The organism is Corynebacterium lemuris (assembly GCF_024919295.1).
GTDB lineage: Bacteria > Actinomycetota > Actinomycetes > Mycobacteriales > Mycobacteriaceae > Corynebacterium > Corynebacterium lemuris.
Window position 1 is genome coordinate 234,552 of the sequence record NZ_JANWTC010000003.1, and the last position, 26,251, is coordinate 260,802.

Annotated in this window: 19 protein-coding genes; 5 read left to right on the plus strand and 14 right to left on the minus strand. The window is 68.1% G+C overall.

The genetic code is table 11. The features are described 5' to 3' along the window. Positions 1–14 precede the first annotated feature (14 nt). The 7 genes from ffh to smc all read right to left on the minus strand — a co-directional run bounded on the left by ffh (position 15) and on the right by smc (position 14,359). Positions 15–1,634: a signal recognition particle protein gene (ffh, locus tag NYP18_RS06425; RefSeq protein WP_259427334.1), complete on the minus strand. Its 1,620-nt coding sequence runs from the start codon at positions 1,632–1,634 to the stop codon at positions 15–17. 41 nt (positions 1,635–1,675) lie between these two features. Further along, complete coding sequence (locus NYP18_RS06430; protein ID WP_439648059.1) at positions 1,676–3,859, minus strand: [protein-PII] uridylyltransferase; 2,184 nt, start codon at positions 3,857–3,859, stop codon at positions 1,676–1,678. Beyond that, entirely contained in the window at positions 3,744–4,082 is a 339-nt protein-coding gene (locus tag NYP18_RS06435) for a P-II family nitrogen regulator (RefSeq protein WP_126121225.1), read from the minus strand. Before NYP18_RS06435 ends, NYP18_RS06430 begins: the two co-directional genes overlap by 116 nt. Further along, positions 4,079–5,443 (minus strand): ammonium transporter, encoded by a 1,365-nt coding sequence (locus NYP18_RS06440; RefSeq protein ID WP_259427336.1) that lies wholly within the window; start codon positions 5,441–5,443, stop codon positions 4,079–4,081. Before NYP18_RS06440 ends, NYP18_RS06435 begins: the two co-directional genes overlap by 4 nt. A gap of 162 nt (positions 5,444–5,605) precedes the next feature. Continuing rightward, on the minus strand, positions 5,606–7,390 hold the full coding sequence (gene ftsY, locus NYP18_RS06445; protein WP_259427337.1) for a signal recognition particle-docking protein FtsY: 1,785 nt from the start codon (positions 7,388–7,390) through the stop codon (positions 5,606–5,608). A gap of 78 nt (positions 7,391–7,468) precedes the next feature. Then, a complete protein-coding gene (locus NYP18_RS06450) occupies positions 7,469–10,882 on the minus strand; it encodes a hypothetical protein (protein WP_259427338.1) in 3,414 nt (1,137 codons plus the stop codon). A gap of 48 nt (positions 10,883–10,930) precedes the next feature. After that, entirely contained in the window at positions 10,931–14,359 is a 3,429-nt protein-coding gene (gene smc / locus NYP18_RS06455) for a chromosome segregation protein SMC (RefSeq protein WP_259427339.1), read from the minus strand. Positions 14,360–14,521: 162 nt separating this feature from the next. On the opposite strand from smc, the gene NYP18_RS06460 reads away from it, so the two are divergent. After that, positions 14,522–14,818: a hypothetical protein gene (locus NYP18_RS06460; RefSeq protein WP_259427340.1), complete on the plus strand. Its 297-nt coding sequence runs from the start codon at positions 14,522–14,524 to the stop codon at positions 14,816–14,818. 177 nt (positions 14,819–14,995) lie between these two features. Here the strand turns inward: NYP18_RS06460 and NYP18_RS06465 are convergent, their stop codons facing one another. From NYP18_RS06465 to gdhA, 6 genes are all read right to left on the minus strand, one after another. Then, a complete protein-coding gene (locus tag NYP18_RS06465; RefSeq protein WP_259427341.1) occupies positions 14,996–15,262 on the minus strand; it encodes an acylphosphatase in 267 nt (88 codons plus the stop codon). A 10-nt stretch (positions 15,263–15,272) separates the two neighbouring features. Beyond that, positions 15,273–16,121, minus strand: coding sequence for a bifunctional DNA-formamidopyrimidine glycosylase/DNA-(apurinic or apyrimidinic site) lyase (gene mutM / locus NYP18_RS06470; protein WP_259427342.1), 849 nt, complete (start codon positions 16,119–16,121; stop codon positions 15,273–15,275). Next, positions 16,099–16,860 carry a ribonuclease III gene (gene rnc, locus NYP18_RS06475; protein ID WP_259427343.1) on the minus strand — a complete coding sequence of 254 codons (762 nt, stop codon included), beginning with the start codon at positions 16,858–16,860 and terminating at the stop codon, positions 16,099–16,101. Before rnc ends, mutM begins: the two co-directional genes overlap by 23 nt. Beyond that, complete coding sequence (locus NYP18_RS06480; RefSeq protein ID WP_259427344.1) at positions 16,857–17,357, minus strand: YceD family protein; 501 nt, start codon at positions 17,355–17,357, stop codon at positions 16,857–16,859. The genes rnc and NYP18_RS06480 overlap by 4 nt, the downstream gene beginning before the upstream one ends. A gap of 12 nt (positions 17,358–17,369) precedes the next feature. After that, positions 17,370–18,074, minus strand: a complete 705-nt coding sequence (locus NYP18_RS06485; protein WP_259427345.1) for a DivIVA domain-containing protein — start codon at positions 18,072–18,074, stop codon at positions 17,370–17,372. Positions 18,075–18,137: 63 nt separating this feature from the next. Continuing rightward, the gene (gene gdhA / locus NYP18_RS06490) at positions 18,138–19,481 is read right to left on the minus strand and encodes an NADP-specific glutamate dehydrogenase (protein WP_259427346.1); all 1,344 of its coding nucleotides are present in this window, start codon (positions 19,479–19,481) and stop codon (positions 18,138–18,140) included. Between the two features lie 140 nt (positions 19,482–19,621). On the opposite strand from gdhA, the gene NYP18_RS06495 reads away from it, so the two are divergent. Further along, on the plus strand, positions 19,622–20,710 hold the full coding sequence (locus NYP18_RS06495; RefSeq protein ID WP_259427347.1) for a glycerate kinase: 1,089 nt from the start codon (positions 19,622–19,624) through the stop codon (positions 20,708–20,710). Here NYP18_RS06495 and NYP18_RS06500 read toward each other — a convergent pair. Then, on the minus strand, positions 20,680–21,060 hold the full coding sequence (locus tag NYP18_RS06500; protein WP_259427348.1) for a hypothetical protein: 381 nt from the start codon (positions 21,058–21,060) through the stop codon (positions 20,680–20,682). The two genes, NYP18_RS06495 and NYP18_RS06500, sit on opposite strands and share 31 nt — an antisense overlap. 30 nt (positions 21,061–21,090) lie before the next feature. Here NYP18_RS06500 and NYP18_RS06505 point away from each other — a divergent pair, with 30 nt between their 5' ends. From NYP18_RS06505 to NYP18_RS06515, 3 genes are all read left to right on the plus strand, one after another. Then, positions 21,091–22,416, plus strand: coding sequence for a DUF4921 family protein (locus NYP18_RS06505; protein ID WP_259427349.1), 1,326 nt, complete (start codon positions 21,091–21,093; stop codon positions 22,414–22,416). 13 nt (positions 22,417–22,429) lie between these two features. Beyond that, complete coding sequence (locus tag NYP18_RS06510) at positions 22,430–23,683, plus strand: amidohydrolase (RefSeq protein WP_259427350.1); 1,254 nt, start codon at positions 22,430–22,432, stop codon at positions 23,681–23,683. 110 nt (positions 23,684–23,793) lie between these two features. Next, positions 23,794–26,178: a glycogen/starch/alpha-glucan phosphorylase gene (locus NYP18_RS06515; RefSeq protein WP_259427351.1), complete on the plus strand. Its 2,385-nt coding sequence runs from the start codon at positions 23,794–23,796 to the stop codon at positions 26,176–26,178. The last annotated feature ends 73 nt before the right edge of the window (positions 26,179–26,251 follow it).

Below are 26,251 nucleotides of genomic sequence, written 5' to 3' on the forward strand. Positions count from 1 at the left end.
GTTTTCCCATACTGTTACTTCTTGCCGCCCTGGCCAAAGTCGAGGTTGTCCAGGTCGATGTTCTCCATGCCCTTGGGCAGTTTCGGCATGCCGGGGATGTTGGGCATGCCCGGCATACCGCCGCCGCCCATCTGCTGCTGCATCTGCTGCAGCTGCGCCATGTCCGGCATCCCGGGCATTCCGCCCGGCATGCCCGGCATCTGCGGCTGCCGCATCGGCTTGCGCTTGCCGCCCTTGCCCTTGCGGCCCTTGGGCCGCTTCTTGGTCGCGGAGCGCTGCATGCCACCGCCGGGCATGCCGAACTGGCCGGCCATCTTGCCCATCATCTTTTTCGCCTCGAAGAAACGCTCAACGAGCTGGTTGACGTCCGTGACGGTCACGCCGGAACCGCCGGCGATACGCTTGCGGCGGGAGGCGTTGAGGATCTTCGGGTCGTCGCGTTCTGCGGGGGTCATGCCGCGGATGATCGCCTGGATGCGGTCGAGATGCTTCTCGTCGACCATGTCGGCCATCTCGTTCATCTGTTTGCCGCCGGGCAGCATCTTGAGGATGTTGCCGATCGGCCCCATGCGGCGGATCATGAGCATCTGGTCGAGGAAGTCCTCGAGAGTGAGCTCGCCGGTGGTCAGCTTGGCGGCGGTCTCCTCGGCCTTCTGCTGGTCGAGGACCTGCTCCGCCTGCTCGATCAGGCTGAGGACGTCACCCATGCCGAGGATGCGGCTGGCCATGCGCTCGGGGTGGAAGACATCGAAGTCCTCGAGCTTCTCGCCGGTGGAGGCGAACATGATCGGCTTGCCGGTGACCTCACGGATCGACAGGGCCGCACCACCGCGGGCGTCGCCGTCGAGCTTGGTCAGGACGACACCGGTGAAGTCGACGCCGTCACGGAAGGCCTCGGCGGTGTTGACCGCATCCTGGCCGATCATCGCGTCGATGACGAAGAGGACCTCGTCGGGGTTGACGGCGTCGCGGATGTTGCGCGCCTGGGTCATCAGGGTCTCGTCGATGCCGAGACGGCCGGCGGTATCGACGATGACCACGTCGTGCTGGGTGCGGCCGGCCTCCGCAATGCCGGCCTGCGCCACGGCGACCGGGTCGCCGTGGGAGGTGCCCATCTCATGCTCGTGGGAGTCGATGGAGGTGCCCGGGTCGGGGGCGAAGGTGGGTACGCCGGCACGCTCACCGACGATCTGCAGCTGCTGGACCGCACCGGGGCGCTGCAGGTCACAGGCCACCAGCATGGGGGTGTGCCCCTGCTTGGTCAGGTGCTTGGCCAGCTTGCCGGCGAGTGTGGTCTTACCGGCACCCTGAAGGCCGGCGAGCATGATGACGGTCGGCGGGGTCTTAGCCAGCTGGAGGCGGCGGGTCTCGCCACCGAGGATCTCGACGAGCTCCTCATTGACGATCTTGACCACCTGCTGGGCAGGGTTGAGGGCCTCGGAGACCTCGGAACCGGCGGCGCGTTCCTTGATCTTCTTGATGAAGGCGCGGACAACCGGCAGGGAGACATCCGCCTCCAGCAGGGCGAGTCGGATCTCCCTGGCGGTGGCGTTGATGTCCGCCTCGGTCAGCTTGCCTTTGCCACGGAGCCCGGTGAGGGCACCGGTGAGGCGCTCTGAAAGAGACTCAAACACTAGGACACTCTCCCTGCGATCGACGTTTCAACTCCCTCATGCTAGCCGGTACCGAGCGCGCGGGTCACATCCCTGCCCACCTGGCGCCGGTCGACGGGACCTGCGAAGGCCACCTGGGCGATCATCGTCGCCCCCGGCGTGCTCGCCGACAACCAGGCCAGTTCGGGCAGGACCGCCAGGAGCGCTCCCAGGGCTCCGATCCGGTCGCCGGTACGCACCTCCAGGATCTGGCCGCGCCAGGTGATCAGGGTCGGGGCGGGCGGGACCTGCGGCAGCCGGGTGTGCACCCCGGATTTATGGGCCTGGACAAAGGCGGCCTCGTCGGCGGCCTCAGCAAGGGTCTGCACGGTGGGCCGGGCATCGAACTCGGCGTGCAGTTCCCCCGCCACCACCAGCCGGGCCGCGGTGATCTTCCAGGCCTTGGCGGCGATCAGCGCCAGCACCGGCTGCGGGTCGCTGCCCCGCCAGGAGACGATGACGGTCTCCTCTTCCGGGTTGGCGCGCAGTCCGATCCCGGCCGGGGCGTGGACGTGCGGGCGCAACAGCGCTGCCGGGCGCAGTGCGCGGCGGGCCCGGCCGGCCAGGGTGCGCAGGCCGGCCTCGAGGCGGGGGTTCCACACGCCGGGGCCGGTGGCGCGGGCGTCGGCTTCAGTGAGGACCTCGAGCAGGTCGAGGGTGTCGCGGTCGTAGTGGACGGCGTCGAGAAGCAGGTCGAGGGTCTCATCGGCGGCCGGGTCGTGGCGGGCGGCCAGGCGGGCGATGGTGGTGTGCTCCGCGACGAGGGTCTGCACACGCGAACGGTCAGGCAGGTGCAGGCCCAGGCGGCGGGCCATGCGGGCGACGAACTCGGCGCCCACCTGCTCGTGGGGGCGGTCGTGGCCCTTACCGATGTCGTGGAACAGCGCCCCGAGCAGGAGGAGGTCCGGGCGTGCCACGGAGACCCCGGCGGCGGCGCAGTGGGTGACGGTGACCAGGCTGTGCTGGTCGATGGTGTGGATGTGGTTGCGCTCCCGCGGCATCCGGCCCCGGATGTGGGCCCATTCGGGCATCAGCCGGGTCCACAGGCCGTGGCGGTCGAGTTCGTTGACCACCTCGGCGGTGTGGGTGGGTGAGGCCAGCAGGGCGAAGAAGTCCTCGGCGGCCGCGGCGGTGAGGATCTCCGGCAGTGCGGGCAGTTCGTGCAGTCGCTGCCAGGTGTGGGCGGCGACGGGCAGGCCCGTGCGGGCGGCGGCGGCAGCGACTCGCAGCAGCAGCGCGGGGTCGGTGAGGTCAGGGCGGCGGGAGAGCGTGATCTCCCCGCCGTCGTCGACGACATCGACGTCGAGGGGGCGGCGCCCACCGCGGGCCCGGGAACCGAGGGCGGCGCGGGCGGTGGCCAGGACAGTGGTGACGGCGGTGTCGATGCGCCGGGCGGTGTCGGCCAGCCGGGCGGAGAGTTCGTGGCGGTCCCGCAGACCCAGTTCGGTGGCGATGTCCTCCGCGAACTCAGGGTCGAGGACGTCGCGGCGGCGGCGGGCGTGGGCATGGAGGAGTGCGCGGATGTCGAGGAGCAGGGTTCGTTCCGTGGCCAGAGGCGGTTCATCGCAGAGGTTGGCCAGCGCAAGGGCCCGGATGAGGTCGAGGTCGCGCAGACCGCCGCGGCCGTTCTTCAGGTCCGGGTGGGTCATCGCGACCACGGAACCGGAGCGCCGCCAGCGGGCGATGGCGGTGTCGGTGAGCGCGTTGAAATTGCGGTGGATCTCCGTGCGCCAGCGGCCGAGGACGGCCGTGCGGGTGCGGGCGGTCAGGCGCGCGTCACCGCTGATGTGGACCAGCTCCAGCAGGGCGAGGGCTGCGGTGGAATCGGCGCTGATCATGGCAGCGCACTCGGCCGGGGTACGCACGGCGTGGTCGACGCGGACACCGGAGTTCCACAGGGGGTACCAGAAATCCGCCAGGTCAGGCGTGATCCCCTCCGGGTGGAGCAGCAGCAGGTCGAGGTCCGAGAAGGCGGTCATGTCCCCGCGGGCCAGGGAGCCGGTGGCCACCAGCGCACAACCCGCGGGGACAGCAAGTTCTGCCACCAGCGCGCGGGCCCGGTCGAGGGCCGTGGCGCGCAGGGCGGCGGGATCAGAGGGCGGCTTCGTCACGATCACCGGTGCGGACGCGGATGACGTGCTCCACCGGGGTGACCCACACCTTACCGTCGCCCATCTTGCCGGTGTAGGCGGAGCGGGTGACGGCATCGAGGACGTCACCCAGCTGTTCATCGGCGACGACGACCTCCACCTTGACCTTGGGCACGAAGTCCGTCGCGTATTCGGCGCCGCGGTAGACCTCGCTGTGGCCGCGCTGCTGGCCGTATCCCTGGGCCTCGCTGACCGTCATTCCTCCCACATCCAGTGCGTTGAGCGCCTCCCGGATGTCGTTGAGGGTGAAGGGTTTGACGACTGCGGTCACGAGTTTCATCGGTTTCTCCTCATTCCGGCGGACTGTCCGGCTCGACGGTTCTGGCCTGATCCTACTCGCGCGGTGCGCAGGCGCGGCTCCCCGCCGGCGTCGTCGTAGGCGCTCTCCCGGTGCTCGTGGATGTCGATGCCGTCGAATTCGGCCTGCGGTTCGATGCGCCAGCCGAGGGTGTGCCGCAGCGCCAGGCCAATCAGGGCGGTGATGATCCCGGTCCAGGCCATCGCCACCACGGCGATGATGACCTGCACGGCCAACAGGCGCAGCGTCTGGCCGCCGCCGGCGAACAGTGCCAGGCCGACGGTGCCCCACAGACCGGCGACGAGGTGCACGCCGACGACGTCGAGGGAATCGTCGTAGCCGAAGCGGTGCTTGAGGCCCACTCCGAGGCAGGCGAGGATTCCGCCGATGACGCCGAGCACGAGGGAGGTCACCGGGGTCAGTGCTCCGGCGGCCGGGGTGATGGTGACCAGGCCGGCGACCACGCCGGAGGCTGCGCCGAGGGAGGTGGGTCGGCCGTCGCGGAGCTTCTCGACGCCCAGCCAGCCCAGCATCGCCGCCGCCGCTGCGGCCGTGGTGTTCAACCAGGCCAGGCCCGCGAGCCCGTCGGCGGCGAAGGCGGAGCCGCCGTTGAAGCCGAACCAGCCGAACCACAGCAGGGCCGCGCCGAGCATGACCAGCGGGAGGCTGTGCGGGCGCTGCGGGGTGGTGAGGAAGTCGAAGCGCCTGCCCACGATCAGGACGAGCACCAGGGCGGCCGTGCCGGCGGAGATGTGGACGACCGTGCCACCGGCGAAATCGATGGGCGCGACGGTGGCCGCACCGTCGGTGGTGCCGAAGAGCCGGGCGGCGAGGCCGGTCTCCGCGTGGGAGAGCAGTCCTCCGCCCCAGACCATGTGCGCCAGCGGGAAATAGACGAGGGTCGCCCACAGCCCGGCGAAGAGCAGCCACGTGCTGAATTTCACCCGGCCGGCCAGGGCACCGGAGATGATCGCGGTGGAGATGACGGCGAAGGTGAGCTGGAAGGCGATGTCGATGATGTTGGCGTAGCCGGAGGCCCCGGCGAGGTAGTTGCCCGCCTCGTTGAGGATGGAATCGCGCAGGCCGAGGAACTGGGTCGGATCGGCGACGATCCCACCGAGGGAGCGGGTGCCGTAGGACATCGACCACCCCCACAGGATGTAGACGATCGTGACCACGCCGAGCGCCCCGAAGGACATCATCATCATGTTGAGGGTGCTGCGGCGGCCGGACATACCGCCGTAGAAGAGGGCGAGTGCCGGGGTCATCAGCAGGACCAGCGATGCCGAGACGAGCATCCAACCGGCGTTGCCTGAGGCCAGCATGGTTTCGTGCGTGTTCATGGTTTCCCTCCCTTGATTACCTGTTGCCCGACAGGTTGTCGGACACGGAACTAACTATAGAGCTATCGAAACCATTCCGGTAGAGCGACAGAAAACTTTTTCCCCCGGAAACGACGAACGCCGCCCCGGAGGGCGGCGTGTCTCAGATGGCGGGCCCGGGATCTAACCCAGCAGGGCGTCGACGAAACCCTCCACCTCGAACGGGGCGAGATCATCCGCGCCCTCACCCAGACCGACGAGCTTGACCGGCACGCCGAGCTCCTCCTGGACCTGGAAGACGATGCCGCCCTTGGCGGTGCCGTCCAGCTTGGTCAGCGCGATACCGGTGATGTCGACCACCTCACGGAACACCCGCGCCTGAGTCAGGCCGTTCTGGCCGACGGTCGCATCGAGAACCAGCAGAACCTCATCCACGGCGGTCTTCTTCTCCACGACACGCTTGACCTTGCCCAACTGATCCATCAGACCGGTGGCGGTGTGCAGACGGCCAGCGGTGTCGACGAGCACGACATCCGCCTGCTCCGCCACTCCCCTGGCCACCGCATCGAAGGCCACCGAGGCCGGGTCCGCGCCCTCGGCGCCACGCACGGTGGCGGCGCCGACGCGACGCCCCCAGGTCTCCAGCTGATCCGCGGCCGCGGCACGGAAGGTGTCCGCAGCCCCCAGGAGCACCTTGTGACCCATGGAGACGAGCACACGGGCCAGTTTGCCGGTGGTGGTGGTCTTGCCGGTGCCGTTGACGCCGACGACGAGGATCACGGCAGGCTTGCCCTCGTAGGGCATGGCCTTGATGGAACGGTCCATCTCCGGATGACAGGCCTCGATGAGGGCTTCGCGCAGGAAGGCGCGGGCCTCCGCCTCGCTGGACACACCGCGCTCGGCGATCTTGTCCCGCAGCGAATCGACCACATCCATGGTCACCTTCGTGCCCAGGTCCGCCATGAGCAGTGTGTCCTCGATCTCCTCCCAGGCGTCCTCGTCCAGATCACCGGCGGTGAGGATACCGAGCACGCCCTGGCCGATCGCGCTCTGGGAACGCGACAGGCGGCCGCGCAGACGGCCGATGCGGCCGGCTGCCGGGGCGATCTCCTCGATCGGTTCGGGCGCAGGGGCAGGTTCAGTGGCCGGGACCGGCGTGGTCTCCAGCGCCTCAGTGGCGGATTCAACAGTGACCTGGGCGGCCTCGGCAGCCCCCACAGCCTCCTCGATGACCTCGGGCTCCTCAGCAACCTCCGGCTCAGACGCCGGTTCGGTGACTCCGGACGCGGCTGCAGCTCCCGCGATCACCGCTCCCCCGGCACCGCCGGCAACCGCAGCGCCCGCACCGGACAGACGCTCGGTCTCATCAACCTGCTCCTCCGCCTCCGTTTCCTCGTGGTGGGACTCGTAGGTGACATAGGCCTTCTCCCCGGCCGGCTCACCGGTCACGACCACCTCAGAGTCATCTGCGTCCGGGTGCACGGCGTCGTAGGTGACGTAGGCGCCGGGATCCTTCTCTTCCCGGGTCTCAGCCTCAGTCCCCGCCTTCGGCTCGGGCTCGGGGGTGGGCTCCACCGTGGGTGCGGCCATCTTCGGCTCGGGCTCGGGGGTGGGCTCCACCTTCGGTGCCGGGGTGGGTTCCACCGTGGGTGCGGCCATCTTCGGCTCGGGCTCGGATTCCTCCACCTTCGGTGCCGGCGGGGTGGCCGCGGCCGCGGTTCCGCCGAGCTCCTGGCCCGGCAGGAGTTCGGGCTCCTTCACCTCGGCCGGGGCGGCAGGGGCGAAGTTGAATCCGCCCTTGGCCTGGTAGTCACCCGATTTCTCCTGCTGGGTCAGCTCCTTCTGTTCCTTCTCCTCGAAGCGGACGATCTTCGCTTCTTTTCGCCGATTTCCGACGACGACAAGAACGATCAGCGCCAGCACCAGAATGACGACGATCGCCAGGATGATCCACATGGTCATGTTCATGTCATCCATAGTGGCAGGAAATGCGCCGCTGCACACTCCGGGGCCCCGGGAAGTCGCAGGAAAAATCAGGTGACGACGCTAGTCCTCCTGCAGCGTCGCCAAGACCATCGCCTCTGCGGCGACGAGGTCACCGCTGACCAGGTCGGGGACGATGTCGGCCATCCGGCTCCAGCCGCGGGAGGCCGCCTCCAGGGTTCTGGACTTGCCCATCAGCCCGTGGGCGTGCATCCGGGCGGCCAGGGCGAAGACGAGGGAGACCACCGGGGCGAGGGCCCAGGCGTTGTCCCGCTCATCGGTGTTGACCCCGTCGAGCTTGTCGAAGCGGACACGCGCGTTGGAGTACAGCGCCCGGTTGGCGCCGCGCAGGCCGCGCAGGAGGCTGACAGCCGGTTTGATCAGGTCCTCGGAGGTGAGCAGGTCAATGAGCTCCTCGCGGCGACGGAAGGTCTCGAAAACGGCGAGGAGGCGGGCGTTGTCGTCCGAGAGCGCACCGGGCACAAGTTCCGCACTGGAGAAGAAGTGCGCCAGCAGGGCCTCCTGCTGGGCGGCGTCCATCTTCGCGATCATCACCGTGGACTGGTCGATACACGCGGAGTCAAGGGTGGAATCATGACCGGTGTCGAGCGTGCTGAGGATTCCGCGGCCGGCGATCTCCGCGAGACGGGTGCGCAGCTCCCGGCGGGCCACACGGTCGGAATCGTCCGCGGCGGCGATCTCGGCGAGGAGTTCCAGCGAACCGAGCCAGGCCGCATGGTGGCCGGTCTCCCCCGTCGCGGGGGCTGCATCCGGGTCGAGAGCGACGGTGGCCAGGCCGGAGGCGATGACCCGGCCCGGCTGCTGATGCGCCGGCACCAGGGAGTCCGCGAGCGCGGCGATGGCCGCACCCGGCGCGGAGGCGAAGGTGGCGCTGACGGCCGCGCGGCTGCGCGGGTCATCGGCCTCGGCCAGCAGCTCCCACAGGATCGGCATGATCTCCGGGTCGGTGGGGGCCTCCTCCAGTTCGCCGGAGAGGAAGGCCGAGAGGGACTCCAGGCCGTTGTCCTGGGCGCTGTAGTGGCCGGACTGCGCGGCGGTGAGTGCCCCGTCGCCCGGGTACTGCGGGGCACGCAGGGTGGTGAAGGGGTCCACGGAGTGGAGGACGACGGCGAGGGGACCGGCGTCGATAAGCGATTCGGGCAGGGGCGTGCTCGCGGTGATCCCGGAGAGGGTCACGGCGGGTGCCCAGGGGGCGGTCAGCGGCCACACCCAGGCGTCGAGGCTGCGCGATGCCAGGTCCTCGAAGACCAGTGCGCCGTCGGCGACGGTCACCCCCGTGCAGTGCGGGGTGGACAGCTCGGCGAGGGTGACGGAGATGCGTTCATCGGCGCTCGCGTCAACCCACTCGAGTTCCACACGCCCCGAGGGCAGCGTCAGCGCGGAGGTGGCCAGCGCCTTGAACGGTGCGGAGTAGGTCAGGGCGTCGGTCTGTTTGAGGGCGACGGTACGCACCGGGGTGCCGTGGTTGTTGAGGACGCGGACCTGCGGGCGACCCATCTCCCCGCCCACGCGCACGCGCAGCTCACCGGCGGAATCCAGGTCGCGGGGGGTGCAGATCAGGCGGGTGGTGCGCCACATGGTGCCCTCGCGGACGGGCAGTTCGAAGGCCATGCGCGGCGGGGTGAAACGCAGCGGCAGGCGGTCGCCCTCCTCCGTCTCGATGGCGAAGTCGGCGCCGGCGGAGTGCGCGTCGACGGTGACCCGGCGCGGGTCGACGATGAAGGGTTTGTCGCCGTGGCTGATGTGCAGCTGTGCGTCGCTGAGGCCGGAGACGGCCGGTACGCGCACGGAACGGTCGTTGTCGATGACGGTGCGGGTCTCCATGCCCTCGACGATGGTGTAGCGGTGGCGGAAGGATTCCCCGCGGGGGCCGCGCACGCGCACGAGGTATTCGCCGACCCAGGGTGCGTCGTAGACCTCGGAGTCGAAGATGGCGAACTGGCCGCCTTCAGCGGGCACCTCGAGCGGTTCGGCGGGGGCGATCTCCTCTCCGGCAGTTCCCGGGCGGGCGTAGGCGGAGATGGACAGTTGCCAGATCTCGTCGCGGCCGGAGGGGGTGGGCGGGAAATCGGCGATGAGTTCGCCCGGGTAGACCGGCAGGCCGGACAGGGACCTCACGTCGGCAAGTGGTTCGACGGGATGGAGGAAGCGCACGCGGTGGCGGGGGTCCACGCTGCGCAGGCGGGAGGCGCTGGTGCCGCGGGTGACCTGGAGGCTGGCGGCCTCGCTCAGGTCGAGGCGGCGGGCTATCCAGGAGTTCCAGCCCTGGACGGCGACCTCGTCGAGGACGGGCAGGTCGTGGCCGGTGGCGACGTCTGCGATGGTGGCGTCCGCCGGGGTGAGCACCCAGGCCTCGCGGTGGTGGAGGGTGGAGACTGCGGTGAGGTTCTGGCCGTTGTCGGCGAAGATGAGCACCGGGTCATCGGTGTCGACGACGGGGGTGGTCCAGGTGATGCCGTTGGAGACGTCCTGGACGGTGGCCTCCCGGATCTGGCGCTCCACGGTGATGTCGAGTGCCTCCGACCAGGTGGGTTCTCCCCAGGGGCGGCCGGTGCGGAAGATGCGGGTGGTGCCCTCGACGTTGACGCGCCAGGAGACCTCACCGAGTTCGTCGCGGACCCGCTGCTGCGGCAGGCGCAGGCAGACCTTGGCGCGGCGGGCGTCGAAGATCAGGCGCGGGCGCAGTTCGCGGGTGGCCACGCCGACCTCGGAGGCGCGGTAGAGGGTGCCCACGGGGCGTTCACGCAACTCGGCGATGACCGGCTCGGCGACCAGTGCCGGCAGGGAGGCCGGCAGTTTCCGGTCCGGCCAGGAGGTGGGGTGCTCGAGGGTGAAGTCGCGCAGTTCCTTGATGCCGTCGAGCAGGGTGGCGAAACGTTCCGGGGCCAGGCCGGCGATGACGGCGGTGAGTTCGAGGGTCTCGTCCTCCACATCCTCCCAGGCCCAGGAATCGTCCGCGAGCAGGGACGCGATATCGCCCCCCTCGGTACGGTCCAGCACCTCGAGGAGGGTGCCGACCTCGGCCCAGGGCAGGCCTGCGTGGACGGCGAGCAGGTCGACGGGCTCGGCCTCGAGCACGGTCAGGCCGACCCGTTCCAGCAGGGCCGGGACCTGGGTGCGCAGGTGCCCGACCCATTCCTCACGGGCCTCCAGTCCGAGGCCGGTGAAGTGGTTGTCCAGGAAGGTCTCGCGTTCGGTGGTCACCGAGGCGTGCGAGACCAGTGTGGCCACCGCGAGCGCGGGGGTGATCTCGAGGAGTTCCGGGAAGCCTGCACCGGCGGAGAGCTGCCGGGCCAGGAAGGTGCCGTAGAAGCGGTCGATCGATTCGAGTTCGTCCGCGGTAATGCCGGCATCGGTGAACCAGTCCCGGCCGGCCAGCCGACCGGCGATGTCGAGCTCCGTCTGGGAGGCCCAGAGCAGCAGAGAATCCTGGAGGTCGGCGAATGGCGTGCTCATCTGGTGGTGGTGTCCCCTGTCCAAGGTTGTTCGTGTGGATGGATCATCCTACCCGGCAGGCTGCATGCGCTGGGAAATGACTCTGGTGACGCCGTCTCCGCGCATGGTCACGCCGTAGAGGACGTTGGCCACGTCCATCGTCGGCTTCTGGTGGGTGATCACGATCAGCTGCGAATCCTTGCGCAGTTCCCGGAACAGGGCGATCAGGCGGCGCAGGTTGACGTCGTCGAGGGCGGCCTCGACCTCGTCCATGACGTAGAAGGGGCTGGGCCGGGCCTTGAAGATGGCCACCAGCAGCGCCAGGGCCGTCAGTGACTTCTCCCCGCCGGACAGCAACGAGAGGCGGCGGACTTTCTTGCCGGGCGGGCGGGCCTCGATCTCGATGCCGGTGAGCAGCATGTCGTCGGGGTCGGTGAGCACGAGCCTGCCCTCCCCGCCGGGGAAGAGGGTGGCGAAGACCGCCGGGAACTGTTCCTCCACGTCGTGCCAGGCATCTGTGAACAGCTGCAGGATGCGGGCGTCGACCTCCTCGATGACCCCGGACAGGTCCTCCCGGGCCCGGATGACGTCGTCGAGCTGGGTGGAGAGGAATTCGTGGCGTTCCTCCAGGGCCTTGAACTCCTCGAGTGCGAGCGGGTTGACCTTGCCCAGGGCGCGCAGGTCCTTCTCCGCCCGGGCCAGGCGCTGCTCCTCTGCCGCGCGGTCGAAGTCCGCACCGGGGGTGTAGTCGGCCAGCAGATCGGCGATGGGCAGGCCGAGCTGTTCGACGATCTTGGCTTCGGCCTCGTCGATGCGCACCTGTGCCTGGGTGCGCGCGATGTCCCCGGCGTGGGCGGTGTCCGTGAGGCGGTTGAGCCGGATACGGGCGGCGTTGACCCGGTCCCTGGCGCGCGCCAGGCGGGCGGAAACCCTGGTGCGCTGGGCGGTCAACCCGTCACGGGCGGTGACCGCGCGTTGTGTGGCGTCGGCAACGCGTGTGCCCACGTCCAGGGCGTGCTTCTCGACGACCGCCGCCAGCTCCGCGGCCTGTCTGCGCCGGACCATCACCTCGTCGTGACGTGCTTTGGACTGGCGTTCGGCCGCTGCCTGCCGGCGCAGGCCCTCTCCCCTGCCGGCGGCCTGGTTCGCGCGTTCCTCCGCGGTACGCAGGCTGAGGATGGCCTCCATCTCCATGGCCTTGATCTGGGCCAGTGCCGTGGCGGCCTCATCACGGGCGGCGGTGGAGGGTTCCCCCGGGGTGTCCGTGTCCGCCACGCGTGCGAGCCGGTCGCGGGCTTCGGCGAGCTGTTCGCGCAGGGTGCCCAGGCGGGCATCAGCCCCCGTGGCGCGCTCGGCAACGCGCTGGTGTTCGACCCGGGCGGCCTCGTGCTGCTCGTTCTGACGGTTCAGGTCGCGTTCCAGGGCGGCCACCGTCTGGTCGTGCTCACGCAGGGCGGCCTTCTTCGCGGCGGCATCGACACGGGCCTCCTCTGCGGCGATGCGGGCCCCCTCAAGGGTGCCGGAGAGTTCGTCGAGGATGCGGCGGGCGTCGACAAGCTCTGCTTCTGCAGTGGCGATCCGGGCGCTGACTTCCACCGGGGAGACCACGCCGGAGCCGGCCTGGATCCAGCCCTCACCGCACAGCACGCCCTCCGGGGTGACGGCCCGCAGGCGGGGATCAGCCTCGACGGTGGCGCGCGCTGTCGCAAGGTCCGGGGCGAAGGTGACATCGGCGAGCAGCCGGTTGAGGGCAGATGCCACCCGCGGATCGGCGTCGATGTGGTCGAGCAGCCAATCCACCCCGGCGGGCAGTTCCGCTGCCAGCCGCCAGGGCCCGGTACGGGTGGTGTCGTCGATGAGCACGGTGCGCGAGGCCGCCCGCAGCTTATCGACGACCCCCGCATCCACCGCCCCCACCAGTGCCTCCGCGTGCGCACCGAGTGCCGCGGCCACGGCCGTGCCCTGCCTGGTGCGCAACAGCCCGGCCAGTGCCGGCCAGTCCAGCTCCACATCAGCGACGGGCACATTCTGGCGCAGCGTGTCGATGCGCGCCTGCAGCGAATACACCGCCCGTTCCCGTCCGCGCTGCTCATCACGCAGCTGCTCGAGGCGCTGCTCCGCGGCCCCGGCCTCACCCGCGGCCCGGACATGGGTCTCCTCCAGCAGGCCACGCTCCCCCGCCAGCGCCGCGATCCGTGCGCTGGTCTCCTCGGCCTCCTGCTGCGCGGCGGTGGTCCGCGCCAGCGTGCCGGCGAGCGTCTCCGCCTGGTGGGTGATCTCCTCCTCCGCGGCAGCCACCTGACCGGCAAGGGACTCCTCCGCGGCGACAAGCCGCACCACCCCTTCACGGCGGTCGGCGATGGCACGCACCTGCGCGAGGTGCTCGGCCTCCGCCTCCCGGCGGGCCTCCTCCCGGTCGAAGACCTCGTCCCTGATGGACTCCAACCGCTCCCGGGCGATCTTCATAGTCTCCGTCAGCTCGGCGGATTCGGCGTCGGCCTGCTCCGCGCGTCGCTCCAGCACCTCCGGGTCGGGGCCGGTGTAGGCCACGACATCGGCGTTGGCCGCACGTTCCGCGGCGATACGCGCGGTCGCCGAGACCCGTTCCGCCAGCGTGGAGAGCGTGAACCACAGCTGCTGCGCGGCCTCCGCCTGTGGAACCAGCTCATCGAGTTCCTGCTCCAGGCCGAGCTGTTCCCCGGTGGCCTCCTCCAGCTCCCCGGTGACCTCTGCGACCTCTTCGGCCAGCAGGCGGGCCCGGCGGTCGGCATCGTCGAATTCGCTGCGCAGGCGGTGGACGCGGTCGCCGGCCAGCCGCAGGCGGGCGTCGCGAAGCGTGGCCTGCACGGTCTGTGCCCGCTGCGCGGCCTCCGCCTGCCGTGCCAACGGCTTGAGCTGTCGGCTCAGCTCCTGGGTGAGATCCTGCAGCCGGTCGAGGTTGGCCTGCATGCCGACGAGCTTGCGCTGCGCCTTCTCCTTGCGGCGCCGGTGCTTGAGAACACCGGCCGCCTCCTCGATGTAGGCGCGGCGTTCCTCCGGACGGGACTCGAGGATCTGGGCGAGCCGCCCCTGACCGACGATGACGTGCATCTCCCGGCCGATGCCCGAATCCGACAACAGTTCCTGAATGTCCATGAGCCGGGCCTTCGCACCGTTGATCTCATACTCGCTGGCCCCGTCGCGGAACATCCGCCGGGTGATGGAGACCTCGGTGTAGTCGATCGGCAGGGCATGGTCAGAGTTGTCGATGGTCAGCGTGACCTCAGCGCGCCCGAGGGGTTTCCGGTCCCCGGCGCCCGCGAAGATGACGTCCTGCATCTTGCCGCCGCGCAGGGTCTTCGCCCCCTGCTCCCCCATCACCCAGGCCAGCGCATCCACCACATTGGACTTGCCCGAACCGTTGGGCCCCACGACCGCGCAGATGCCCGGTTCGAATTTCAGGGTCGTCGCCGACGCGAAGGACTTGAAGCCCCTGAGGGTCAGCGATTTCAGATGCACGCGGAAAGGGTAGCACCGGGGCGTAACGGTTCAGAAGAAAGTGTGTCGAACGCAGGGACGATTGCAGGGCGCAGGCCGTGCAGGGCACGAACTGCCGCTACAGGAAACTGCTTATTGATATAATTATGTGACCATGTCTTGAGTGCTGAGGGAGAATAGTTAGTGCAGTTTTATATCACCATTACCCTGCTCACAGGAGGCATGGCAGCTGCTCTTCTTTCCGCACTGTACAGCGCCTGGAAAGGCGAATTTTCTGGTGCGCTACGCAAACTTGTTATCGCGTTTTCCCTGGCCATCCCGGTGGTTTTCCTAGCCCTGTTGGCGGTTAGAGATTCTAGTATTGATGTATCTACAACGTCGTTGATCATCGTGTGCGTATACACATTCATACTTTCCCTGGTGATGCAGTTCATCGGGAAGTCATCCCCTTCATCGCAGGTCAATACCGCTGGCGCGTGACTCACACCCCATCGGGGCGCGGCTCCCGGGCCCGAGCCTCGATGGCGCTGATAAATTGCCTGCTGATCCTGCCGGTCCAGCTTGCTAGTTCGGCCTTGATCTCCTCAGGAGAGACCCCGCCGGCTTCCTGCCGAGCCGCGGCCGCAGCACGTATATCCCCAGTACCCTCCAGTGCTCTCAGAAGGTTGCGAAACCCTGCTCCCCCACTGGCTCAGCCCACTCTTCGACCACCTCGTCCACCCGGCCGGGGCCGGAGGGCAACCGCCGGAGCAGCTCAGTGAGCGCGCCCTCGGGGCCCTCGGCGACGACGCGGACGCGGCCGTCGGCAAGGTTCTCAGCCGAACCGGAGAGCCGGAGACCGGCGGCCTCACCCCGGGCCCACCACCGGAAGCCCACGCCCTGGACGTGGCCGTCGACAAGAGCTACGAGTCTGCGCTGCGTCATGGACCCCAGCTTATCTGCGCCGCTGGCACCCCGGGCAGAAGTGCGAGCCACGGTTCATGAACTGCTCGCGCACGATCTCGGTACCGCAGCGGTGACACGGTGTGCCCTGCTGGCCGTAGGCGTTGAGGTGCAGGGCGAAGTACCCGGAGTTACCGTTGACGTTGACGTAGAGCGCATCGAAGGACGTTCCGCCCTGGGCCAGCGCCCGGGTCATCACCGTGCGGCCTGCCTCCAGCAGGGCCTCCAGCCGGGGCAGGGTGATCCGGTCGGCGCGCTGCAAGGGGTGGATCTGCGCCTCCCAGAGCATCTCATCGGCGTAGATGTTGCCGATGCCGGAGACCAGTTCCTGGTTGAGCAGCAGGCGTTTGATCTCTGAGCGTCTGGATTTCAACAGTGCTGCCAACACCCGCAGATCCAGGCCGTCCTCAAGCAGGTCGGGGGCGATGTGGGTGAGCTTCTCGGGCACACCGTCGACGAGTTCACCCACCCACCAGTAGCCGAAGGTGCGCTGGTCGACGAACCAGACCTCGGAGGCGTCATCAAGAACCAACCGCGCCCGCAGGTGCGCATGCGCGGGGGCGTCGGCATCCTTGACCAGCATCTGCCCGCTCATACCCAGGTGCACCAGGAGCGCCTCATCCGTGGGTGCCGGCTCGCCGAGGTCGAGCCACAGGAACTTCCCGCGCCGACGTGCCGCGGTGACCTGCAGCCCCGGCAGCCGGGCCTCGATCTCCGTGGGTCCGCCGGGCTGGTTGCGCGCGGCACGCGGGTGCAGCACCTCCGCGGAAACGATGGTGCGTCCGAGGAGGTGTTCCTCCAGGCCCCGCCGGACGACCTCAACCTCGGGGAGTTCCGGCACGCGGATTCTCCCGGAGGGTGAGGAATGCCGTGCGGGCGGAGGCCTGTTCGGCGACCTTCTTGCTCGGCCCGACACCGGTGCCCAGCTCGATACCGTTGACCGTGACGGAAGCCGAGAAGGTCAGGTCGTGCTCCGGCCCGGTGGAGGTCGCCTCGTACACCGGCATGGGGTACTTCAGCTCGGCGACGCGTTCCTGGAGATTGGTCTTCCAGTCGCGGTGGATGTTGCTGGCTGAGGCCGCATCAATCTTCTCCCGGAACAGGCGCAGGACCACGTCACGGGCGGTGTCGAAGTCGTACTGCAGGTAGATGGCACCGAGCAGGGCCTCGGTGGTGTCGGAGAGGATGGAGTCCTTGCCCCGGCCATCAGTGACCAGCTCACCCCGGCCCAGCAGGATGTGCTCACCGAGGTTGATCTCCCGGGCGACATCGGCCAGCCCGTAGCGGGAGACGATGGAGGCACGCATCTTGGAGATGTCCGATTCCGGACGCGAGGGGTACTGGCTGTAGAGCTGCGTGGCCACGGACAGACCGAGCACGGCGTCGCCGAGGAATTCGAGCCGCTCGTTGTTGGGCAGGTTGCCGTTCTCGTTGGCGAAGCTGCGGTGCGTCAGTGCGAGACGCAGCAGCCCGTCCTCGAGGATGACCCCGAGGGCGTCAAGAAGCGGGGTGTGGTCGACCGCGCGGAAGGCAGCCTCCAGCGCCTCCTCCCCGCTGGGCCGGTTGCGGCGGCGGTTCACAGGAACTTCTCCAGGTCCGTCCACCGCGGATCAACCGGCTTGAACTCGCCGGAGACCCCGTCCGGGGCCGGCGTGTCGGTTTCCTCGCAACCGCCCTCACAGGTGGGGTTGAAGGGCAGGGTCAGTCCGGCCTCGTCGATGACGGACTGGAGCAGGTCGATCTTGTCGCCGACGACCTCCGGCAGATCATCCGCCTCGTCCCCCTCTTCGCCGGTGACGAAATCCGGGGAGACGGAGAATACCTGCGTGACATGCAGCTCAAGCTGCGGGTGGAGTTCCGTGAGGCAGCGGACGCACTGTCCGGTGAGCCGGCCGCGGACATCCGCGTCCACAAGTATGCCCCCGCCCAGCTGGGAGAGGGTGGCCTCGACGGTGATCTCCTCACCTTCCGCGAGGCCGATCATCTCCGGCCCGATCCGCGTGGGGTTGGGGCCGGTCTGGGTGCGCTGCGCGAAGTCAGTGAGGCCTGCGATATTGAAGACAAAAGGTGAAGTCATAGCCTTCGAAGTCTACTCGGTCCGGCGTCGGGACACACCTGCCCCCCGGCGCAGGGCCTGACGGTCACGGGTGACGATGCGCAGCACGCCTGAGAGGGACTCCTCGAACTCGGAGAGCTTGCCCTCCACGAACTCATCACACTCGGTGCGCAGACGCTCGGAATCGACGTGCGCGGTGTCGACGATGCGGCGCGCCTCATCGTTGGCGCGGCGGACGATCTCGGTCTGGGAGACCAGGCGCTCCTGCTCCGCCTCACCCTCGCTGACGCTGCGGTCATAGGAGGCGTTGCCGTCCGCGATGAGCCGGTCAGCCTCGGCCTGGGCCCGGTGGACGGTGTCCTCGGCCTCCCGGCGGGCCGAGCCGACCAGGTGGTCCGCCTCGTCCTCGGCCTTGGCCATGAGGGTGGAGGCGTGACGTTCGGCGTCCGCGACCATGGTGTCGGCATCCTCCCGGGCCCGGGCCACGATGTCATCGGCCTGGCTCTCCGCCTCGGCGACCATGTTCCGGGCGCGTTCCTCAGCTCCGCGCAGGATCTCCTCCTGCTTGTCCAGGACGTCCTGGGCGTCGTCGATCTCCACGGGCAGGGCGTTACGCAGATCGTCGAGAAGCGCGAGCATGTCATTGCGCGGCACCATGCAGTTGGAGGTCATGGGCACGCCATAGGCCTGCTCCAGGGTCTGGTTCAGTTCGTCGAGGGCCTCAAAAACTCGGTACATGCCCTCATCGTAGACGACCCGGATGGCGTTTCCCTGCTGCGAAAGCAGGGTTTGCCATGTCCGTTAAATGACACCCTGGGCGAGCATCGCGTCAGCGACCTTCTTGAAGCCGGCGATGTTGGAACCCAGCACATAATCGTCCTCGTGTCCGTACTCACGGGCAGTGTTGGACATGGTGCGGTAGATCCTGGACATGATCTTGTGCAGGCGCTGGTCCGTGTACTCGAAGGACCAGGAGTCACGGGAGGCGTTCTGCTGCATCTCCAGCGCGGAGGTGGCCACACCGCCGGCGTTGGCGGCCTTGCCCGGGGCGAAATAGATCCGGTTCGCGCGGAAAATCTCGATGGCCTCCGGGGTGGAGGGCATGTTGGCGCCCTCGGCAACGAAACGGACGCCGTTGTCCACCAGGGCCAGGGCATGCTCACCGTTGAGCTCGTTCTGGGTGGCGCACGGCAGGGCCACATCGGCCTCGAGGTCCCAGATGGAGCCCTCGGTGTGGAAGGTGGCGCCGGTGGTCTCCTCGACATAGACGGAGACCCGCTCACGGCGCTTGTCCTTGACATTCCTGAGCAGCTCGACATCGACACCGTCCGGGGTGGACACCCAGCCGGAGGAATCGGAGAAACCGACGACGGTCGCACCCAGCTCCTGGGCCTTCTCGATGGCGTAGATGGCGACATTGCCGGAACCGGAGACGATGACCCGGGCACCGGACATGGAGGCGCCGTGGGCCTTCATCATCTCCTCGGTGAGGTAGACGCAGCCGTATCCGGTGGCCTCGGTGCGCACCAGCGAACCACCCCAGGTGAGTCCCTTGCCGGTGAGGACACCGGACTCGTGCTGGTTGGCCAGGCGGCGGTACTGACCGAAGAGGAAACCGATCTCGCGGCCACCAACGCCGATGTCACCGGCCGGGACGTCGCGGTACTCGCCGATGTGGCGATGCAGTTCCGTCATGAAGGACTGGCAGAAACGCATGATCTCCAGCTCGGACTTACCCTTGGGGTCGAAGTCGGAGCCGCCCTTCCCGCCGCCGATGGGCAGGCCGGTCAGGGAGTTCTTGAAGATCTGCTCGAAACCGAGGAACTTGATGATGCCCAGGTTCACGGAGGGGTGGAAACGGATGCCGCCCTTATACGGGCCCAGTGCGGAGTTGAACTGCACACGGAAACCGCGGTTGACCTGTACCACCCCGTTGTCGTCGATCCACGGTACCCGGAAGATCAACTGACGCTCAGGCTCGCACAGACGCTGGATGAGTCCGTAGTCCGCGTAGTGCGGGTCCTTCTCCAACACGATCTTCAGGGAGGCGAGCACCTCTGCGACGGCCTGGTGGAACTCCGGCTCTCCTGCGTTCCGCTTGAGCAGCATGTTGTAGTAGGAGGAGACCTGCTCGTCAATAGACATACGAGTCCTTTCCGGCCCGCAGTTGCGGGCAGCCCGGGGGTGGGATTTCTAACGGGTAACAGTTTTCACGCGTGAGGCTGCCCATGCAAGTTTCCGACGCGTTGAATGCGTCACTCACCCTACCCCTAGACTTGTATTTCATGGTCCACATCATCATCGCCCCCGACTCCTTCAAGGGCACCGCCACCGCCGAGCAGGCCGCCCGACTGCTTGGGGAAGGTGTCCGTTCGGTCATCCGGGATGCCCAGATCACCCTCGCACCCATGGCCGACGGCGGGGAGGGCACCGCCGCCACCTTCTCCGGCGAGACGATCACCCTGCCCACCACAGACGCCGCCGGCAGGCTGACCGAGGCCTCCTACGTCCTCGACGGCTCGACCGCCTACATCGACATCGCCGCCGCCTCCGGGCTGCCCGCCGTGGCGGACAACACGGTGCCGCTGACCGGTGACACCTACGGCACCGGTGTGCTCATCGCCGACGCCCAGACCCGCGGCGCCACCCGGATCGTGCTGTGCCTCGGCGGCTCGGCGACCACCGACGCGGGCACCGGCATCCTCGTCGCCCTGGGCGCCACCCCGATGGACGAGGCGGGTTATTCCCTGCGCAAGGGCGGCGGATCGCTCGGCGCGCTGGCCAGCATCGACACCGCCCAGCTCAACATCCCGGCGGCCGCCGTCGAATGGGTGCTGCTCACCGACGTCACCGCCACCGTCCCGGAGGCCGCCACCGTCTACGCACCGCAGAAGGGTGCCTCCGCCGAGGATGTCGCGCTGTTGGAATCCGCGCTGACCCACACGGCCGAAACCCTCGGCATTGACCCGCAGACCCCCGGTTTCGGGGCTGCCGGTGCAGTGCCGGTGGGTATCCACTGGTTGTCGACCATGCTCCACGGCACCGATTCCCACATCCACGTCCTGCCCGGCGCGCCGCTGGTCGCCGACGCCCTCGGACTGGGCGAGTCGATCCCGCAGGCCAACCTCGTCATCACGGGTGAGGGGCGTTTCGACGCCCAGTCGCTGACCGGCAAGGTGGTCGGCACCATCGCCGACATCGTCGCGGGCACGGGTGCCACGCTGGCGATCGCCGCCGGACGCCTCGACGCCGACCCGGGTCCGGGCGTCATCACGGCCGCGATGGGTGAGCCGGTGGACGTGGAGAAGCAGCTCTTCGAGGCGGGCGCGCGGATCGCCGCGGACTACCTGCGGATCTCCACCGCCCAGGGGTAGATCGCGGGCACCTCGTGGGCCTGCTCGTTCTCCAGCGCAACGGCATTGGTGGGCAGGTCCGCCTGCGGGGTGAGGAAACGGGAGAGCACCATCGCCAACTGGTTGACAGAACCGGTGGCCCCCTCCACGGCGATGACGTAGCGGTGGACCTGGGCCTGGTACAGGTCATCCCGGTCCTCGCGCAGGCCCTCTTCAATACCTTCGTGGAGTTTCGGGGTGTGGTCGTGGGTGACGGCACCGCCGGTGAGCTTCTCCGCGGCGATGAGCTTGCTGATCGCCTCCTCGAACACCCCCTGCAGCTGGAGGGCGGGGGCGTCGGGGATGAGGACATCAAACTGGATTGCAGGCATGCCTAAACACTAGCCCTTAGTCTGGGGAGCATGAATCTCCCCGTCAACTCCCACCGCGACCCCATCACCATCATGGCCGATGGGACGATCAAGCAGGTCAACCCGTTCACCGGGACCGAGGTGTGGACCGTGCCGGGCCGCGGCAACCGGCCGCTGACCAGGCCGGCTGTTGACCCGACGCCGCTGGGCCCCCACGACCGGGACCGCCGCTGCGCCTTCTGTTCCGCCACCCCGCTGGCCACCCCACCGGAGAAGTCCCGCATGGTGCGTGAGGACGGGGAATGGCGCATCCTGCACGGCCAGCTGCCCCACGAGCTGGCGGAGACCACCGCCGAGTTCCGCCGGGTGCCCAACCTCTTCGAGATCATCTCCTACGACTACTGGTCGAAGAACTACGGCTACGAGATGGACCCGGGGACCACGAAACGGATGACCGACTATCTGACGGACCCGGCGGGGCGCGCGCATGTCCTCGACATCGTCCGCACCCGCCTGAGCGCCGGCGGGAAGGACTCCGATCTGCCGGAGGAGGAGCTGCTGGAGTACGCGCCGGCCTATTTCGGTGGCGGGCACGACGTGATCATCAGCCGCCGCCACTTCACCGATGAGGCCACCCACACCCACGAGCTCGCCTCCTCGGGTTCCCTGAGCCCGGAGGAGCACTTCGCCTTCACACTGTTCACCATCGACGGCATCGACGATCTCTACCAGCGCAACCGTTACGCCCCCTATGTCGCGGCCTTCCAGAACTGGCTGGCTCCCGCCGGCGCCTCCTTCGACCACCTGCACAAGCAGCTGGTGGCCATCGACTCCCGGTCCGTCCAGTCCGAGATGGAGATCGCCCGGCTGCGCACCAACCACAACATCTACAACGAGTGGGGCGTGGACTACGCCGGCTACCGCAACCTCATCATCGCCGAGAACGACTACGCCGTCGTCCACGCCGGTTTCGGCCACCGCTACCCCACCCTGACCATCTACTCCCGCTCCCCCGTCCCGGAGCCGTGGCTGCAGTCCAACGACGAGGTCCGCGGCATGAGCGACCTCATCCACGCCTGTCACGCCGCCACCGGTGCGGAGGTGCCCGTCAACGAGGAGTGGCACCACCGCCCCGTCGACCTGGACCTGCCCATGCCGTGGCGGGTGAACATCAAGTGGCGGGTGTCCACGCTGGCCGGCTTCGAGGGTGGGACGAAGATCTTCGTCAACACCCTGTCCCCCGCCAACATCCGCGACCGGGTGGTCTCCGCGATGTACCACCTGCGCGACGAGGGGTTGATCGCTCAGGACATCCGCATCGCCACCGAGTGCCTCCCCCGCCGCAACACTCTCCTGTATAACCCGCTGCTGCAGTAACCTGGCGTTCACAATGAACGACATCGCCCATCTCCTCAACCACCACACCGCAGACCTCGGCTGGCAGCGCGCCTTCTACGAGGATCTGCACGAGCACCCCGAACTCTCCGGCCATGAGCAGGAGACCGCCGGGCGGATCCTGCAGAAACTGGCCGACTTCGACTGCGAGGTCATCCCCCACATCGGCGGTCACGGCATCGTCGCCGTCTTCCGCAACGGCGACGGCCCGTGTGCCCTGTTCCGCGCGGATTTCGACGCCCTGCCCATCCGCGAGGAAACGGGCGTCCCCTTCGCCTCCACCCGGGTCAGCCCCGGCCCCGACGGCAACCCGACCGGGGTGATGCACGCCTGCGGCCACGACATGCACACCACCGCCCTGCTCGGGGCGTGCGCCATCCTGGACACCCACCGTGAGACCTGGTCCGGCAGCTTCATCGCCCTGTTCCAGCCCGCCGAGGAGACCGGCACCGGTGCCAACGCGATGATCGCCGACGGACTGCTCCACCGCGTGCCCCGTCCGGACGTCTGCCTGGGTCAGCACGTCATGCCGGGCCGCGCCGGTGAGGTGCAGACCATGCCGGGCGCCCAGTTCGCCGCGTGTGATTCCATCCGCATCACCATCCCCGGCCGCAGTGCGCACGGCTCGATGCCGCACAACGCCATCGACCCGACCTTCACCGCCGCGATGATCGTCATCCGGCTGCAGGGCATCGTCGGCCGGGAGGTCAACCCCAACGACTTCGCCGTCGTCTCCGTGGGCACCCTGCGGGCGGGTACGACCAACAACATCATCCCGGACTCGGCGGAACTGGTCCTCAACTGCCGGTTCTACGACGTGACCGTCCAGCGCCGCATCTACGCCGCCATCAAGCGCGTCGTCGAGGCCGAGTGTCTGGCCTCCGGGATCGAGGAGCTGCCCACCTTCGAGTTCTTCGGTCACGGCGAGCTCATCGACAATGACACGGGGGTGTTCCGCACCGTCCGTCCCGTCCTCGACTCGGTTTTCGGGGCGGCCTCCGTGGATGCGACCCGCACCACCGTCTCGGAGGACTTCGCCAATATCCCGCGCGCCTTCGGCGTGCCCTACCTGTACTGGGTCGTCGGCTGCACGCCGCAGGAACTGTGGGACCGGGCCGTCGCGGAGAACCGGGTGAAGGAGGACGTGCCGGTCAACCACATGAACACGTTCCTGCCGGAGTACGGCACCACGGTGGCGGCGACCACGAAGGCCGCCGCCGCCGGGGTGCTCACCTACCTTTCCCGCTGAGGCGCGCCGCGGGCGGTGGGCCTATATGCTGGTGCGGGCGGTCCGCACCCGTGTGCGTGCCCGCTTTGTTTTGTTGCGAGACGACCATCGAAGCCTCAGGAGCGATCCACATGAGTGAGACCCTGCCCGCATTGAACACGACTGTCGCCGGCCACGTGCGCGCCGCCTCCGGTGCCACACCGGAGAGCGCCACCGACTACAAGTTCTGGTTCGGGCTCTCCCGCAGCGTCATGGAGCAGATCGCCGACAACTGGGAGGCCACCACGCAGGCCTACGCGGGTGTGCGCCAGCAGCACTATTTCTCCGCCGAGTTCCTCATGGGCCGTGCGCTGCTGAACAACCTCACCAACCTCGGCATGGTCGAGGAAGCTGAGGAAGCTGTCCGTGAGCTCGGCCACGAGCTCAGCGACGTCCTCGACGCGGAGAATGACGCCGCGCTGGGCAACGGTGGCCTGGGCCGCCTCGCCGCCTGCTTCCTGGACTCCTCCGCGACGCAGAACCTGCCGGTCACCGGCTACGGCATCCTCTACCGCTACGGCCTGTTCAAGCAGATCTTCGACCACGGCTTCCAGACCGAGCAGCCGGACGCGTGGAAGGAGAACGGCTACCCCTTCTACATCCGCCGCGAGGAACAGCCCCGCATCGTCCACTTCGAGGACATGACCGTCCGCGCCGTGCCCTACGACATGCCGATCACCGGCTACGGCACCGACAACGTGGGCACCCTGCGCCTGTGGAAGGCCGAGCCGATGGAGGAGTTCGACTACGACGCCTTCAACTCGCAGCGTTTCACCGATGCGATCGTCGAACGCGAGCGCGTCATGGACCTGTGCCGCGTGCTCTACCCCAACGACACCACCTACGCAGGCAAGGTGCTGCGCGTGCGCCAGCAGTACTTCTTCGTCTCCGCCTCACTGCAGGCGATGATCGAGTCGCACATCGAGAACCACGGCGACCTGTCCACCTTCGCCGAGTACAACTGCATCCAGCTCAACGACACCCACCCGGTGCTGGCCATCCCCGAGCTCATGCGCCTGCTCCTCGACGAGCACGACATGGGCTGGGAGGAGGCCTGGGACATCGTCACGGCGACCTTCGCCTACACCAACCACACCGTCCTCACCGAGGCCCTCGAGCAGTGGAACGTCACCATCTTCCAGCAGCTCTTCGGCCGCATCTGGGAGCTCGTCCTCGAGATCGACCGCCGGTTCCGCGATGAACTGCGCGAGGAGGGCCTCGACGAGGGGCACATCCACCGCATGTCCCCGGTCCAGGACGGCCATGTCCACATGGCGTGGATCGCCTGCTACGCCGCCTACTCCATCAACGGTGTCGCGGCGCTGCACACCGAGATCATCAAACGTGACACCCTCGGTGACTGGCACGCCATCTGGCCGGAGAAGTTCAACAACAAGACCAACGGTGTCACCCCGCGCCGCTGGCTGAAGATGTGCAACCCGCGCCTGTCCGACCTGCTCACCCGCCTCGTCGGCTCCGACGCCTGGGTCACCGACATGGACCTGCTCAAGGACATCGCGCACTACGCCGATGACAAGGCCGTGATGCAGGAGCTGCTCGACATCAAGGACGCCAACAAGGCCGACTTCGCCGAGTGGATCAGGGAGCGCCAGGACATCGAGATCGACCCGACCTCGATCTACGACACCCAGATCAAGCGCCTCCACGAATACAAGCGCCAGCTGCTCAACGCCCTGTATATCCTCGATCTCTACCTGCGCATCAAGGAGGACGGGCTCCAGGACGTGCCGAAGCGCACCTTCATCTTCGGGGCGAAGGCCGCGCCGGGCTACCACCGCGCCAAGGCCATCATCAAGCTGATCAACGAGATCGCCCACGTGGTCAACAACGACCCGGAGGTCAACGAGATCATCCGCGTCGTGTTCGTGGAGAACTACAACGTCTCCCCCGCCGAGCACATCATCCCGGCCACCGACGTCTCCGAGCAGATCTCCACCGCCGGCAAGGAGGCCTCCGGCACCGGCAACATGAAGTTCATGATGAACGGTGCGCTGACCCTGGGCACCCTGGACGGCGCGAACGTGGAGATCCACGAGGCTGTCGGCGATGACAACGCCTACATCTTCGGCGCCAAGGAGGAGGAGCTGCCGGAGCTGCGTGCCAGCTACAACCCGCACCACGCCTACGAGACGATCCCGGGCCTCAAGCGCACCCTCGACGCTCTCGTCGACGGCCGTCTCAACGACAGCGGCACCGGCATGTTCCACGACCTGCGCTCCTCGCTTCTCGACGGCGGCGGCTGGGAGACCCCGGATGTCTACTACGTCCTGGGTGACTTCGCCGATTACCGCGAGACCCGCGACCGCATGGCCGAGGACTTCTACGCCGACCGCCAGCACTGGGCACGCATGTGCTGGGAGAACATCTGCGCCTCGGGGCGCTTCTCCTCCGACCGCACCATCAACGACTACGCCCGTGAGGTGTGGAAGCTGGAGCCCACCCCGGTGACCCGCTAGCCCCGGGCGGGGGTACCGGTTGGTTTCCGGGGAAAGGGGTTTGACATACTCCCCCGGGTACCTTCTGATAATG

Bases quoted from the DNA above. Each gene is read 5' to 3' on its own strand.
- NYP18_RS06430 (WP_439648059.1), bottom strand. From the start codon at position 3,859: ATGCCGTCACCCGCTCCGCCTACACCGGCAAGATGGGCGACGGTAAGG.
- NYP18_RS06435 (WP_126121225.1), bottom strand. From the start codon at position 4,082: ATGAAACTCGTGACCGCAGTCGTCAAACCCTTCACCCTCAACGACATC.
- NYP18_RS06440 (WP_259427336.1), bottom strand. From the start codon at position 5,443: ATGAACACGCACGAAACCATGCTGGCCTCAGGCAACGCCGGTTGGATG.
- ftsY (WP_259427337.1), bottom strand. From the start codon at position 7,390: ATGAACATGACCATGTGGATCATCCTGGCGATCGTCGTCATTCTGGTG.
- NYP18_RS06450 (WP_259427338.1), bottom strand. From the start codon at position 10,882: ATGAGCACGCCATTCGCCGACCTCCAGGATTCTCTGCTGCTCTGGGCC.
- NYP18_RS06465 (WP_259427341.1), bottom strand. From the start codon at position 15,262: ATGACGCAGCGCAGACTCGTAGCTCTTGTCGACGGCCACGTCCAGGGC.
- NYP18_RS06480 (WP_259427344.1), bottom strand. From the start codon at position 17,357: ATGACTTCACCTTTTGTCTTCAATATCGCAGGCCTCACTGACTTCGCG.
- NYP18_RS06485 (WP_259427345.1), bottom strand. From the start codon at position 18,074: ATGTACCGAGTTTTTGAGGCCCTCGACGAACTGAACCAGACCCTGGAG.
- gdhA (WP_259427346.1), bottom strand. From the start codon at position 19,481: ATGTCTATTGACGAGCAGGTCTCCTCCTACTACAACATGCTGCTCAAG.
- NYP18_RS06495 (WP_259427347.1), top strand. From the start codon at position 19,622: ATGGTCCACATCATCATCGCCCCCGACTCCTTCAAGGGCACCGCCACC.
- NYP18_RS06500 (WP_259427348.1), bottom strand. From the start codon at position 21,060: ATGCCTGCAATCCAGTTTGATGTCCTCATCCCCGACGCCCCCGCCCTC.
- NYP18_RS06505 (WP_259427349.1), top strand. From the start codon at position 21,091: ATGAATCTCCCCGTCAACTCCCACCGCGACCCCATCACCATCATGGCC.
- NYP18_RS06510 (WP_259427350.1), top strand. From the start codon at position 22,430: ATGAACGACATCGCCCATCTCCTCAACCACCACACCGCAGACCTCGGC.
- NYP18_RS06515 (WP_259427351.1), top strand. From the start codon at position 23,794: ATGAGTGAGACCCTGCCCGCATTGAACACGACTGTCGCCGGCCACGTG.